This window comes from Cupriavidus sp. UME77, from assembly GCF_014170355.1.
Taxonomy (GTDB): domain Bacteria; phylum Pseudomonadota; class Gammaproteobacteria; order Burkholderiales; family Burkholderiaceae; genus Cupriavidus; species Cupriavidus basilensis.
In genome coordinates this window covers 41,368-54,927 of the sequence record NZ_LZZU01000035.1, presented here as the reverse complement: position 1 = coordinate 54,927, position 13,560 = coordinate 41,368, and the positions used below count along the sequence as shown (strand labels likewise).

The following is a 13,560-nucleotide window of genomic DNA, read 5'->3' as shown; positions in this document are numbered from 1 at the left end:
ACCACGCATGAAGGCGGAACGCGAACATCGGCCCCCTGCCCTCAGACCGCTGCGCCATGTTTCCTACATAGGGGCAGCCCCCGAATCTGCAACGCTAGGATACGGAGCGCATGCCGTCAACGTGCGTGGCGAGCACGTGCGCAGCACTGGAACGGCGCATAGCGCACCTGCAAAATCGTGCACTGCACTGGAAACATGCGGCTGGGGTCCGCCGCGCCAAAAAAAAGAGAGGCCGTAGCCTCTCGATCGGATTCCGCCTCGATGCCAGTCCCCCCGGATGGCGCATGGCGCCGCTGGACATCGGTACCTGGGAGCGCGTCACCGCGCGCTTCACGCGCAACGCGGCGCTCACAGGCGGCGTGGCGAACTAGCTCGGCAGCGTGCGCACCGGCAGCGCTCGCTGCCCGTCGCCTTTCACTAGCGGCGCTCAGGCGCCTTTATTCATCATCTTGTCGGCATCAGGAGGTGCGTGGTTCTTCTTTTTCTTTGCCGGCTTCTTCGTCGTCTTGCCGGAGCTTGACGCCGCTGGCTTGTCGCCGGCCGCGGGCGCGGCAGGCGCCGACGCCTGGGCATAAGCACCCGCACCAAACATGGCCAGCGTCAACATCACGATCCACTTCTTCATTTCAGCCTCCTGGTCAGCCGTAGAGAGAAGCCTGCCTGCGGCCCTTGGTGGCGCTAGGCACCTGCGCTTCGTGACTACCAAAACGAAGCAGGGAACGAATGGGTTGACGTGTCAGTTCGCCTATCGACACTGCAACGCAGCATCCAGCGTGGCCGCGCGGCCGGCACAGGCATCAAGGACACAAACGGCTGAGCAGTTCGCCGGGAACCGTGCCTGCACTGGCAGGCTGCGGCATTCCGGTGTGAGGGGCGCTGATGGTGTAAAGCGACTCGCCGCGCGCATAACGCTTGGCGTAGAGCGTCTGCTCCACCACCACATACATGGACGTGGCGCAATTGAACACCATGCGCTTGAGCGAGGAGCGGATCGGCTCGCCGCTGGTGGTGCGGATCACCCCGGCCGGTGCGTTGCGCATGACGGCGACACCCACCTCGGGACCACGGCGGCGCACCGAAGTCTTGTCGAAGTAAGAGATCACCCCGTTGGCCCCCGCCAGGGGCTGCCAGCGCTGCGGGTCTGGCGCCGAAGAATCGGGCGCGGCCAGCACGGCGCAACCTTCGCGCGGCGTGGAACGGAAGACAGCCCCCCCGCTGGGAGCCTGGCATTCAATCAAACCCGCCGTGGCGGCGGGGCGAACCGTGGCAGCAGGCTCGGCATACGCGGCAAGACAGACACTGCTGCCAACCAGCACGGCGGCAGCGTGGAAAAAGGCGCGCAAGGACATGGACGGACCCTCGTGTAGACCAAAAGACAACGTGCATTGTCGCACACCATGCTGCGCGATCTGCTCAGCGCGTACGCTGGCGCTCCGCCTGCCGCGCGTGCCGGGCTGCCAGTTGATGATGAAAAGTGGAAGGCGGATCGCGGTGTTCGGACAAGATGAATCCGGGCCCGCGAACGATTCCGCCTCCCGGTCAAGGCCGGCGGCTACCGGGACAGTGCCTCGAGCGCATGGCGTGAAGCCTCATCGGCCGGGAAAAAACACTCGATGCGCATCTCCTGTAGCGTGACGTCCTGCGGAATGCCCAGCGTGGTCAGCGTCGAGAACAGCGAGGCGCGAAAACCATCGGCGGCCAGCGCCACAGGCAGCATTGGAGGGGGCGTGCGCTCGGCAGCGTCGTCGTCGAACAGCGGAACGCCGGCCGGCCCGACCATATCGGGATGCCAGTCCGCGATGCGGTTGAAGATCTCCCGCGCGGTCTGGTCCTGCGCCTGCGTCTGCAACTCCTGCCACACGCGCCGCAGCAGGTAGCGCCCGACCTGGCGCGCGTTGTCGATGACCGGCCACAATCCGTCCGGATCGAACACGGTCAGCATCAGGTTGATGCGCCCACCGCCCTCCTCCAGCCTGGACGGTGCGCGCCCACCCAGCAGCACGCCAATCATGTTGCGGTATGCCTGGTTGGCATCGAGCATGTTCCAGAATCGGTCCAGCACCACAGCGGGATAAGGCTCTTGCTTGGACAGGATCAGCGCCACGGCCTGCTGCACCATCTGCAGCGCGGGTGCGGCCAGGCCGTGCTCGGTGTAGGCCGGCGCAAAGCCACCAGCAAGGAGCAGGCGGTTGCGCTGGCGCAGCGGCACGCCAAGGCGGTCCGCCAGCGACAGCACCATCTCGCGGCTGGGCCGGGCGCGGCCGGATTCAAGGAAACTGATATGCCGTTGCGATACCCCGGCGGCCAGCGATAGCGCAAGCTGGCTATAGCCGCGCTTGCCGCGCCAGTAACGCAGCAGTCCGGGGAAATCGAGAGCGGTTTCGGAGCTGGGGGTCAGGGTATCCATGGCGGCATTACAGCATGGCGACGGCCGACTGGCGATTACCTCCGGGGTAATCGCCCGGCCCGCACCCATGCTGCGATGCGACACCAGCCTTGGCTGAAGTGCGGCCGTGGACGCCGGGCACGCTGCCCCTATGCCACCCGCCCGCGTGTTTCGCTCAACGCAGCACCCAACCCGTATTTCCGGATCTTCTGGTACAGGGTGCTCTTCGCGATGCCGAGCCGTGAAGCGGTCCTGGTCAGGTTGCCACCGCTGTACGCCAGGGCCTTGCGGATGGATTCCGATTCGGCCATCTCCAGTGAGCAAACCGTCTCGGGGACATTGCCGGCAATGTCCTTTGGCCGGCTAGCGCCGCCCGGGGTCCCCACCGAGCTGATCTCGAGCGGCAGCTTGTCCATGGTGATCACGCCGCCCTCGGCCATCAGCAAGGCGCCTTCGAGCGCGTTGCGCAGCTCGCGGACATTGCCCGGCCACTCGTAGGCAAGCAGGCATCGGTAAGCATCGTCGTCGAACGAGGCCACCGGCAGCCCATAGCGCTCGCATAGCCGGCCCAGCCAGTGCGTGACCAGGGCCGGAATATCGTCCTTGCGCTCGCGCAAGGCGGGTATCGCGATATTGGTCACGGCGATGCGGTAGAACAGGTCCATGCGGAATTTCCCCGCGGCCACGTCGTCACGCAGGTTCCGGTGGGTGGCGGCGACCAGGCGAAAGCTGACCTTGCGCGGCGTGTTCTCGCCCAGCCGGTAGATCTCTCCCTCTTCCAGCACACGCAGCAGGTGCGGCTGTATGTCGAGCGGCATTTCGCCAATCTCGTCGAGAAACAGCGTCCCTCGGTTGGCGGCCTCGATCTTGCCTGCCGCGCCCGATCGGCGCGCGCCGGTGAACGCCCCCTCGGCATAGCCAAAGAGCTCGCTCGCAAGCAGGTCCCGTGACAGCCCCCCGCAGTTGAGCGCCACGAACGGGCCGTCTGCGCAGGCGCTGGCCTGGTGAATCCCCTGCGCGAACAATTCCTTGCCAACGCCAGTTTCGCCCAGCAGCAGCACCGGCACCCTGGACGGCGCCAGGTGCTGCGCCTTCTCCACCGCCGAGCGCAAGGCGGTGCCGTTGCCTACGATGCTGGAAAACGCCGGCGCCGCGCCCGGCCGCGCGGCAGGCGCGCCGGCAGGACCCGATGCAGGGTGATGCGGCGCGGCAGGGATCACCACCACGAAACCCAGCATGTCGCCGCGATCGCGGATCGCTTCGAAGCGGGTCAGGCGAAGCCATTCGGGGAGCGGCCCGGATCCGGCACGCGCCACGCGGGCGTCCAGGCCGGGAATGGAAAACGCGCTATTCAAAATGGTGCTCACGCCTAGCCGCGCCAGCGCTGAAGGCGCCTGCGGATTGGCCTTGACCAGCCGCCCGCCTTCGTCAAGGACGAGCACCCCGTCGCTGCCCACCGACGCAAGATGGCTCATGCAGCGGTCCAGCAGCCGCAGGCGGCGCTCCATCGCCAGCTTGGCCAGCCGGCTCTCGATCCGGCCCGCCAGCGACACGGTCAACGCCAGGCTATGCCTGCTATAGGTCTGCGCCAGGCCTGACACGTCGATCACGCCGAGCACGCCGCCGTCCAGCGGATCACGGATGACGGTGGCCGAGCAGGTCCAGCGTTTGATGCCGGCACAAAAATGCTCGGCACCATGGATTTGCACAGGTTGCCGCAAGGCCAGCGCGGTACCGATGGCATTGGTACCGCAGTTGAGCTCCGTCCAGTCGCAGCCCGGAATCAGGCCGACTTCCCCGGCAGGCTCGACGATATGCATATCGCCCTCTTGCTGGAGGATCATCCCGTCAGGATCGGCCAGCAGCATGATGGTGCCCGTCTGCGAGAGAAACTCGCGGGTCTGCTGCATCAGTGGCAGGCTGGCGCTGACCAGGCGATCATTCTTCTCCCGCCGGACTTTCAGGCCGGGTTCGTCCAGCGGCGGCGGCGCGGCCCCGGCGCCAGGATCAACCTGGCCCACCAGGCACCGGCGCCAGGAATCGTCGACCACGCAGCGCAGTTCGCCAGCGCTCGCCTCACCGCCATCAATCAGGTGCTCCCAGGCGGACATGATGCTGGCGTCATGGTCGGGATGGGAAAACCAGTCCATCGGTGTACCGGCTTCTTGCATTCCGTGTCTCCTTGCGGGGGCCCGCCCGATGCGGGCTCGGATGGCCGGTTATCCGGCTCGATCTCTTGTCTTGCGTGCTTCGCGGGACTGGCGCCCGCTCTTTGCATCCTACTCCCGACGGTACCGCCAAAGCCAGCCGGGGCTTGCCTACCCGCAAGTTCCAGGCCACGCGCCATGCGCCCGCCGCACGGCCCGCCCGGGCGCACGGGCGCCTGAGCGGCCGTCACCGACCGGCCGGAAACGAAACGGCCGTCCGAAAATCGAACGGCCGAAAGGCCACCGCCAGGAGGGATGCACGATCCATCCCTTGGCCCGGAAGTGCAGAAGCGATTACCTCGATGTCGAGATCGACATCAGTCCGCGCGCTCCGGCAGGGGCAGCTTCACCCAGTCCGTATAGAACGCTTCGATATCCGGCTCGAAGTCGTGGATCACCGGATACCACGGCGTGGGGGCTTCCACGTCGTGCATGGTTCCGCACTTGGGGCAGTAGTATTCGCGGTACACCTGCCATTGCGTGTCCGGCGCCATCAGGTGCGGATAGACCTCGGCCATAGCTTCATCCGTGTCGCGCACGTAGACGTTGGCATGGAGCTTCCAGTTCTCCCGGTAGTCGCAGAAGACATGGCCGCAATCGCATTGGGTGACCCACTTTTTGGTCTTGGCCTGCTGCACGATAAACATGTGCGGGCTTAGCGGCAGCACGATGCGATCATCCCAATCGAGCTTTTTCTGCAGCGCTTGCACGTATAGCTGAAAGCGCGCGGCATCCTTGGGCATCGACAGCATGCGCAGGGTGGTGTCCCAGTCGAGCTTGCCGTCGACCAGGTTCTTGACCTGTTCACTGGTGTAAGTGGACATATTGAATCCTCTCTGGCGTATTGACTAATGTGTGCGTTCGTCGGTACCGGCCGGGCCTCATTCTTCGACCAGCACCACCGTGTTGACGTCGGGCATCTTGGACAGGTCCATGCGGTATTTCGAGCCATAGGTCGGCACGTCCAGCTCGTCCTCGGTCAAGGTCCACGATTCCGGCAGCCCCCAGAACGTGCGAAACTGCTGCTCGAACTTGTTCGACAGGCCAAAGCTGGTGGCAAACATGTGCCGCACCTGGATCGAGGCATGCTTGACCAGAATCCGCTCGCGCTCGCCCTTCATCCATTCCTGGACAGGCTGCGAGCGCGCCAGGCGCTGGTTGCGGATCTCGATGCGCAGCAATGCGGTCGCCTTGGCATCCACCGTCCATATCCCATTTCCGTCCTTGGTCGCGACCGCGCCATATACCTTCTGCGCATATTCCGGAAGCAGCAAGGCGTTGTTCAGATCCCGCTCGATGGCCTCGACCTCGCGGTCGAGCGGGTCGCCAAAGCCCGGGCCGCCACGCAGGTAGTTCAGGTACAGATCGTAGTTGTCGTAGCAGTCCTCGGTCGTCATGCACTGCTGGTCGCGCTTGACGACCGCGCCGGCGTTGAGGTGGTTCTCGTAGTCCGGCAGGTCCGGATTGGCATCGCCACCCAGCGGCAGGCTATCGCCGCCGGCGATGCGCTCCTTCAGGCCGGTCTTGTGGGCTTCGAAGCGGTAGCCGGTGGCGGCGGGATAGCCGCCCATCAGCCCCCAGTCGCTGTTCATATAGCCGTTGCCCATGAAAAACATGGTCCAGTCCTGCGCTTTCCACACCATGCGCAGCGTCTCGAAGCCGCAGCCGCCCCGGTATTTTCCATAGCCGCCGGAATTGGCCTTGGCGTTGCGCCCCAGGTAAAGCAGGGGCTCGGCCATTTCCCATATCTCGATATCGCCCATATCGCCTTCCGGGTTCCAGATCGCCGCGGCATGGTTGAGACCGTCCTTGATGGCGCTGGCGCCGGTGCCGCACGACGAAGCCTCGAAGCTGTTGACCGCGTGGATCTCGCCGTCCTGGTTGATGCCGCCGCCCTGCAGCCAGTTGGAGGTGTTGGCGTTGCCGGCATTGACCTCTTCCAGGTAGCCGCGGCTGAAGTAGGCCTGCGACAGGCCGCGCCACATCGCGCTCCAGCCCGAGACCAGGAAGTGCCAGGCGTAGGCATGGCCGGTGCGGCGATCGTCCGGATTCATCCAGGTGCCCTTGGGCAGATGGAATTCCGTGCCGAAGTAGGCACCATCGTTGATGCGCTGCGTGGGCACCAGCGTTTGCGTCATCATCACCCAGATGCCGCTGGTAAAGGCCACGTGGTGCGCATTGTAGGAATGCCAGCCCCAGCGGCTCGCACCCTCGAAATCCAGGCGCCACGAACCATCCTTGCGGATTTCCATTTCCACCGGCGAATGCATGATCGAATCGAGCTTGGCGAAGGCCGACGAGGTCTGCACATCCGGGTGGTTGTACGGCACGTCGACAAACGCCACCTTGCGGTACTTGCCCGGCAGCGTCATCGCCTTGATGCGCGTCTGCAGGCCGCGGCGCCCTTCCTCGATCACCTCGTAGGAGAACTCTTCGTAGGCTTCCAGCCCTTCGTCCTCGATCACTTCCTCGATCAGGTCGCGGATCATGTGGCAGCCGGCGATGCGGGTTCGCTCGTCGAGAATCCAGTACTTCGGCGTGCGTACCGAACGCTGGCTTTCATGCAGCCAGTCGCGCAGCGGGGTGTCGTTCACCCCGGTCTTGCGGCAGGTGATCATGTAGCCGTCGCCGAAGCGCTGCACCTGCCCGGTGGACATCGATCCGGGCGTCACCGCGCCGGTGTCGATCACGTGGGTCACGCCGCCCACCCAGCCCACCAGCTTGCCATGCGCGAAAATCGGCACGATGGTGGCGATATCGCAGGGATGGACATTGCCGATCGCGCAATCGTTGTTGGTGAACATGTCCCCGGGATGGATGCCTGGATTGGTCTCCCAGTCGTTCTCGATCATGTACTTGATCGCGGCCCCCATCGTGCCGACGTGGATGATGATCCCGGTCGAGGTCAGCACGCAATCGCCTGCGGCGTTGTAGAGCGTGAAGCACAGTTCGCCCTCCTGCTCGACGATCGGGCTGGCGGCGATCTTCTTGGCGGTTTCGCGCGCATGCACCAGGCCGCCGCGCAGCTTGGAGAAGAGCTTTTCGTAGCGGATCGGGTCCCGCTCGCGAAATGCTAGGCGCGTGAGCCCGTTGTAATGGCCGGTCTCGGCGGTGCGTTCGAGGATGGCGTCGCGAAACTGCTTGAGCGTCTCGCCGGTCTTGAGCAGGTCGGCGAGCCCGACTTCCTTGCTGGACATCATGTTCATGGCGTGTCTCCTTACTTCACTTCTTTAAGGTGGAAGAGGTGATGCTTGTCGAGCGTGGTGGCAAAGCCCGCGGGCACGACGAAGGTGGTGGCGTCCGACTCGATGATGGCCGGCCCGGTGATGATGTTGCCGGGCAGCAGCGCTTCCATCTTCCACAGCACCGCGTCGTGCCACTGCTTCTGGCGATACAGCGCACGCGTTCCCAGCCGTGCTTGCGCGGGGGGCTTCGGCCCGCCTTCCGGGTCCTCCGGCAGCACTGGCTTCTGGGTGATCACCATGCCGCGCATGATGGCGCCAGTCACGGAGAAACCCAGCTCGGGCGAGCGCGCCGAACTGGCGTACACGCGGCCGTAGGTTTCCTCGAAGGCATCGACGATCTGGTCCCAATCGCCCGCCGTGGCGGCATTGACGATCGGGGAGCTGATTTCCAGGTCGTTAAGCTGGCCCATGTATTGCATGCGGTAGCCGGGCCGCAGGATCACGTCTTCAGCCTTGAAGCCGTTGATCTTGAACTCCTCGATCACCTTGGCAGCCAGGTCCGACCATGCCTTCTGGATGGTCTGGGCCGCCCGGGCCTTGTCCTCCTGCGCAGCATCCTGTGGCAGCGCCAGGTCGACGCTCTTGTCATAGCGGTACTCGAAGTCCGCGCAAGCACAGCCAAACGCCGAGAAGCCCGCCGCCCACGCCGGCACGATCACATCCTTGAAGCCCAGCCCTTCGGTGTAGCCATAGGTATGGACGGGCCCGGCACCGCCGTAGGAGAAGCAGACGAACTCGGTTGGGTTATAGCCCTTGGCGCTCACGTTGGAACGCAGGTACTCGCGCAATTGCAGGTCGAGCAGTTCGATCACGCCGGCCGCGGCGTCCTCTACCGACAAACCCAGCGGATCGGCGATCTGCGCCTTGATATGCTGGCGCGCCCGCTCCACATCCAGCTGGATCGCGCCGCCAAGGAAGTTGTCAGGATTGAGGTAGCCCAGCACCACGTGGCAATCCGAGACCGACACCGTGTCCAGCCCGCTTTCCGGCCAGCACGTACCGACCCGATAGCCCGCGCTGTCCGGGCCGAGCTTGATGGCGCCGCTATAGGGATCAAGCCGCACAAAGCTGCCGGCGCCGGCGCCCACCGAGTCCATCGTCACCAGCGGCAGGGACAGCACCAGCCGCGCCATGTCGGGATCGGCGGCGATGGCGAAGTTGCCCTTGGTGATGAGCGCCATGTCAAACGAGGTGCCGCCGATGTCGGAGCAGGCGATATTGTCGTAGCCCAGGGTCTCGCCCAGCAGCTTGGAGCCGATCACACCGCCGATCGGCCCGGAGACGATGGTGCGCGCCAGTTCCTTGGCCTTCCAACTGATGGTGCCGCCGTGGGTGGCCATCACCCGCAGGTCGAACTTGGCGCCGTGCTTCCTGAAACGGTCGCTGACCTTTTTCAGCGTCTGCCGCGAGGGCTCGGCCGCGTATGCCTCCAGCACCGTGGTGTTCATCCGGTGGCTTTCCTTGCGCTGCGGGTAATAGTCCACCGAGGCGAACACGGGGATATCGGCACCGAGCTTTTTGAGCTCGTCACGCGTGATATCTCGCGCCTGCTGCTCGCTGGTGCCGTTCTTGTGCGATTGCAGGAAGCAGATCACGACGGCCTTGGACCCGGCCGCCACCAATTCGCGTGTCGCCTGGCGCACTTCATTTTCGCGCAGCGGGATCACGATTTCTCCCTGCACGTCGGTGCGTTCGGTCACGCCGCGGGTACGCGACAGGGGCACCAGCGGTTCGTCGTAGCGGTGCGTGTTGAGATGGATGCGCTCCTCCAGCGCGTAGCCCAGGTAGCTCTGGATGGCCCGCCCCATCGAATGGACGTGCTCGAACCCTTTGTTGACCATCAGGCCCACGTCCAGCCCCTTGCGCTGCACGACGCGGTTGAGCATCGCGGTGCCCGAGTACACGCAGGTCAGCAGTTCGGGGTACACGTCGTCGACCCCGCGCTGCCAGTGCGCAAGCGCGTCCTCCGAGGAGTTGAAGATGGCCAGGGATTCGTCTTCCGGGTTGCTTTGCGCCTTGCCGACGACGAACCGCCCGTCGCCGCGCACAAAGAAGGTGTCGGTCATCGTGCCGCCGGCGTCGATGCCCATCACCTGGACTTGTGATTGCACTTCCATACTTGTCTCCTTGCTTTGTCAGCGTTCACGGCCGCTGCCAGGCAGCGCCGTTGCCAAACTCACCGCATGGCACGGTGGTTCGGTGGCAGTAACGCAACGGCTGTGCCAACCGCTGGAGAAAAGTATTTTCTGTTTTATATCAATGAGATAGCGAACAGTTTCGAGCAAAGGCCGGCGCAGGAAGCGACTTGCACCGTCTCGAACGTCGCGTTTTCGAACGGGGGTACCGTTCGGTTTTCACGCTGTCCGCCGGTGACGGCTCGGTCAGCGCAAAGTGCCGCAAGGGGAAATTGGCACGGCAATCCAGGCAAGCCCGCAGCGGCCCTGACACACAGCAATGTTATGCTTTGGGCCTCGATAACTCCTGCGCGCACAGGGCGCGCACCCTGATGGAAATTGCCATATTACTGGCGCTGATCCTGATCAACGGCCTGTTCGCGATGTCCGAAATCGCCTTGATGACAGCCCGCAAGGCCCGCCTGCAGCGGCGCATTGAAGAAGGCGACCGCGGCGCGATCGAAGCGATCAAGCTGGGCGAGGATCCCACCCGATTTCTGTCTACCGTCCAGATCGGCATCACTTCCATTGGCGTGCTGAACGGCGTCGTTGGCGAATCCACCCTGGCGCAGCCGCTCGGCGTCTGGCTGCAGGGCTTTGGCATGCAGGCCTCGACCGCCGGCTGGGTGGCGACCACCATTGTGGTGGCCGGCCTGACCTATTTCTCCATTGTGCTGGGTGAGCTGGTACCCAAGCGCCTCGGCCAGATGGCCCCCGAAACCATCGCGCGCCTGGTCTCGCGCCCGATTTCCTTCCTGGCGCTGGCCTCCACCCCGTTCGTCAAGCTGCTATCCAGCTCGACCCGGCTGGTGCTGCGCATGCTTGGCGTGAAAAGCGGCCGCGGCCCGGCGGTGACCGAAGAAGAGATCCATGCCCTCCTGGTGGAAGGCTCGGAAGCCGGCGTCATCGAACAGCACGAGCACACCATGGTGCGTAATGTGTTCCGCCTGGATGACCGACAGCTCACCTCGCTGATGGTGCCGCGCGGCGATGTGGTCTGCCTGGACGTGGAAGTCCCGCTGGAAGAAAACCTGCGCCGCATCGAGGAGTCCGATCACTCGCGCTTCCCGGTGGTGCGCGGCGGCATGCACGACATGCTGGGCGTGGTGAGCGCCCGCCAGTTGCTGGCGCGCCGCCTGCGCGGCGAGCCGACCGACCTCGCCACCGTGGCGCAGCCTCCGGTGTTCGTGCCGGAGAGCGTGACCGGCATGGAACTGCTGGAGAACTTCCGCATTTCCGGCGGCCAGATCGCCTTTGTCATCGACGAATACGGCGAGGTGCTAGGCCTGGTGACACTGCAGGACCTGATCGAGGCCATCACCGGCGAATTCAAGCAGGATGGCGTGGGCGAGGAATGGGCCGTGCAGCGCGAGGACGGTTCCTGGCTGCTCGATGGCCTCATTCCCATCCCCGAACTGAAAGACCGCATTGGCCTGCGCCAGGTGCCGGAAGAGGACAAGGAGCGTTACCACACGCTGTCCGGCATGTTGCTGCTTTTGTTGGGCCGCCTTCCGCAGACCACCGACACCGTGCGCTGGGGCGACTGGAAGTTCGAGATCGTGGACATGGACGGCAAGCGCATCGACAAGGTACTGGCGTCGCGCGTGCTGCCCGACGACGGCGCCGACGCCGAGACCACCGGCTGACCCCAGACCCGCCCGCCGCCGAAACTTGACCTCCGTCAAGCCCCGGCGAATCCGCACTATCCCTGTGTCCGCCACGCTTCGGGCCGCGCTCGCTCTGCCGTATGATCGTCACTGTGCCATGCCATCCCTGACGCCGGCTTGAGGGCCAGGTCCCCGAGCCGGCGCGCCGATGGCGCGGCGGTTGCGGCGGCCAGCGCCCAGGCGGGCCGCGCTCATGCCACCGTGCGGCGAAATCATGCTGCCCACAGGGACCCCCAATGCATCCAGACGCAGACGATGCCGTCCGCTCGCCGGAGGTGGACCCTCATGAAAAATCCGGCTTCGTGGCTGCCTTGATGGCGCGGCGCCAGGCGCCGCTGGCCACCCAGCGGCGCTTCGCGGTGCTGGTGATCCACCTCGATCGCTTTACCTACGCTAGCGAAACACTTGGTGCAGCGCTATCGACGCGGCTACGCGCGCAGGCGGCGGCGCGCGTAGCCGCGCTGGCCCAGACGGCCGAAGTGAACTGGCTAGGCCAGGCTGATATCGGCGCGGTTGTGTCGCTGCCCCCGCAGCCACTGCCGGCGGCCGATCCCATGGAAGCGGCGATGCGCCTGGCGCGCGCCGTGGCCGCTGGCCTGGCGCGGCCGTTCGTGCAGAACGGGTTCGAGTTGTTCCTGTCCAGCAGCATTGGCGTGGCGCTGGACGAACCCGACAAGCCGGCGGAGCGAAGCCTCCATGAGGCCTATGACGCGATGCTGCGCGTACGCAAACGCGGCGGCGACGGCGTTGCCGGTAGCGCCGTTGCCACCCCTGAATCACTCTCCACACCGCTCCTGGCCGCCCTGCCCTCTGCCTTGGCGCGCGGGCAGATCGCGCTGAACCTGCAGGCAAGGGCATCGCTGGCCACCGGTTGCGTGACTGGCTACACGGCCCGTCTGCGCTGGCAGAGCCCCGAGCTGGGGCGTGTCGCGCCGCAAGACTTCCTGCCCGCGCTGGAATCTCTTGGCATGATGGGCGAGGTGGCACGCTGGCTGATGGAAAACGCCTTGCCCTTGCTGGAATGCCCGGGTGTCGCCGATCCGGTGGAGCTGTCGTTGCTGGTTTCCAGCGCCCAGTTGCACGGCACCCCGCTGATTGACACCCTGCTGCGCACCCTGGCGGCACGCAAGCTCGACCCGGCAAGGATCTGCCTCGAGATTCCCGGCGAGGCATTGCTGGCCGGCGACCTCGTTGCCGCGGCCAAGCTCGCCACGTTGCGCGGCGCGGGCCTGCGGTTTGCCCTGAGCGACTTTGCCGACGCGCCCGGCGGCGTGTCGACGCTGGAGCGCCTGCAACCCGATTTACTGACGTTCAACGCGCGCTGCATCGGCAGCAGCGAGCAGCCAGGGCAGGCCGGCGCCGCCGCCCGGCTGCAAGCCGCCTGCGAGCAGGCGCTGCGCCTTGGCCTGCCAGTCTGTGCCAAGGGCATCGAAACACGGCACCAACTGGCCGAAGTGCGACGTTGGGGCTGCTGCGCCATACAGGGATACTTGCTGGCACAACCCTTCCCCGCGCACTGGCTGGCGCAGACACATGCTGCGATCTGCGCACGCGCGCGAGAATTGCTGACCTAGGGCGCAGCGCGTGCCCGCGCCGCGTCACAGTCTTGGCACGATCGGTTACAAAATGGCACGCATCGTGCTTCAATAGAGCGCCGCGACAACGGTAAAATTGCGGCGAATTCAATGACCGAAAGGAGTCTGGCGTGAAAAAAGGATGGATCTTCTGCGTTCTGTTTGCCACCCTGCTGGCTGGCTGCAACACCATGGCCGGCCTGGGCCAGGATATACAAAAGGGTGGCCAAAAGCTTGAAGGCGCAGCCGATCGCAGCAAGTAAGATGCGCTGACGGCACCGGAGCGCCAGGCATGGCGCTCCGCTGC

The 13,560-nt window shown here is 65.1% G+C and carries 10 protein-coding genes; 3 read left to right on the top strand and 7 right to left on the bottom strand.

The annotated features are described in order from the left end of the window. Positions 1-427: 427 nt before the first annotated feature. From A9975_RS13590 to A9975_RS13560, 7 genes are all read right to left on the bottom strand, one after another. Positions 428-625 (bottom strand): hypothetical protein, encoded by a 198-nt coding sequence (locus tag A9975_RS13590; RefSeq protein WP_150985486.1) that lies wholly within the window; start codon positions 623-625, stop codon positions 428-430. 172 nt (positions 626-797) lie between these two features. Beyond that, positions 798-1,349: a surface-adhesin E family protein gene (locus tag A9975_RS13585; protein ID WP_183033234.1), complete on the bottom strand. Its 552-nt coding sequence runs from the start codon at positions 1,347-1,349 to the stop codon at positions 798-800. Positions 1,350-1,552: 203 nt separating this feature from the next. Continuing rightward, positions 1,553-2,407 carry a helix-turn-helix domain-containing protein gene (locus A9975_RS13580; protein ID WP_183033233.1) on the bottom strand — a complete coding sequence of 285 codons (855 nt, stop codon included), beginning with the start codon at positions 2,405-2,407 and terminating at the stop codon, positions 1,553-1,555. Positions 2,408-2,535: 128 nt separating this feature from the next. Continuing rightward, the gene (locus A9975_RS13575; protein ID WP_255503201.1) at positions 2,536-4,557 is read right to left on the bottom strand and encodes a sigma-54-dependent Fis family transcriptional regulator; all 2,022 of its coding nucleotides are present in this window, start codon (positions 4,555-4,557) and stop codon (positions 2,536-2,538) included. A 353-nt stretch (positions 4,558-4,910) separates the two neighbouring features. Further along, the gene (locus A9975_RS13570) at positions 4,911-5,417 is read right to left on the bottom strand and encodes an acetone carboxylase subunit gamma (protein WP_174427127.1); all 507 of its coding nucleotides are present in this window, start codon (positions 5,415-5,417) and stop codon (positions 4,911-4,913) included. A 57-nt stretch (positions 5,418-5,474) separates the two neighbouring features. After that, the gene (locus A9975_RS13565; protein WP_183033232.1) at positions 5,475-7,799 is read right to left on the bottom strand and encodes a hydantoinase B/oxoprolinase family protein; all 2,325 of its coding nucleotides are present in this window, start codon (positions 7,797-7,799) and stop codon (positions 5,475-5,477) included. Positions 7,800-7,810: 11 nt separating this feature from the next. Further along, positions 7,811-9,955 carry a hydantoinase/oxoprolinase family protein gene (locus A9975_RS13560; RefSeq protein WP_183033231.1) on the bottom strand — a complete coding sequence of 715 codons (2,145 nt, stop codon included), beginning with the start codon at positions 9,953-9,955 and terminating at the stop codon, positions 7,811-7,813. Between the two features lie 389 nt (positions 9,956-10,344). On the opposite strand from A9975_RS13560, the gene A9975_RS13555 reads away from it, so the two are divergent. The 3 genes from A9975_RS13555 (at position 10,345) to A9975_RS37790 (ending at position 13,516) form a co-directional block, all read left to right on the top strand. Next, positions 10,345-11,658 carry a hemolysin family protein gene (locus A9975_RS13555; protein WP_174427124.1) on the top strand — a complete coding sequence of 438 codons (1,314 nt, stop codon included), beginning with the start codon at positions 10,345-10,347 and terminating at the stop codon, positions 11,656-11,658. A gap of 257 nt (positions 11,659-11,915) precedes the next feature. After that, on the top strand, positions 11,916-13,253 hold the full coding sequence (locus A9975_RS13550; RefSeq protein ID WP_183033230.1) for a GGDEF domain-containing protein: 1,338 nt from the start codon (positions 11,916-11,918) through the stop codon (positions 13,251-13,253). Positions 13,254-13,384: 131 nt separating this feature from the next. Further along, complete coding sequence (locus A9975_RS37790; protein WP_006163387.1) at positions 13,385-13,516, top strand: entericidin A/B family lipoprotein; 132 nt, start codon at positions 13,385-13,387, stop codon at positions 13,514-13,516. Positions 13,517-13,560 lie beyond the last annotated feature (44 nt).

Excerpts from the sequence above, each read along its gene's own strand:
- A9975_RS13585 (WP_183033234.1), bottom strand. The coding sequence starts at position 1,349 with ATGTCCTTGCGCGCCTTTTTCCACGCTGCCGCCGTGCTGGTTGGCAGC.
- A9975_RS13555 (WP_174427124.1), top strand. The coding sequence starts at position 10,345 with ATGGAAATTGCCATATTACTGGCGCTGATCCTGATCAACGGCCTGTTC.
- A9975_RS13570 (WP_174427127.1), bottom strand. The coding sequence starts at position 5,417 with ATGTCCACTTACACCAGTGAACAGGTCAAGAACCTGGTCGACGGCAAG.
- A9975_RS13550 (WP_183033230.1), top strand. The coding sequence starts at position 11,916 with ATGCATCCAGACGCAGACGATGCCGTCCGCTCGCCGGAGGTGGACCCT.
- A9975_RS13590 (WP_150985486.1), bottom strand. The coding sequence starts at position 625 with ATGAAGAAGTGGATCGTGATGTTGACGCTGGCCATGTTTGGTGCGGGT.
- A9975_RS13575 (WP_255503201.1), bottom strand. The coding sequence starts at position 4,557 with ATGCAAGAAGCCGGTACACCGATGGACTGGTTTTCCCATCCCGACCAT.
- A9975_RS13580 (WP_183033233.1), bottom strand. The coding sequence starts at position 2,407 with ATGGATACCCTGACCCCCAGCTCCGAAACCGCTCTCGATTTCCCCGGA.
- A9975_RS13560 (WP_183033231.1), bottom strand. The coding sequence starts at position 9,955 with ATGGAAGTGCAATCACAAGTCCAGGTGATGGGCATCGACGCCGGCGGC.
- A9975_RS13565 (WP_183033232.1), bottom strand. The coding sequence starts at position 7,799 with ATGAACATGATGTCCAGCAAGGAAGTCGGGCTCGCCGACCTGCTCAAG.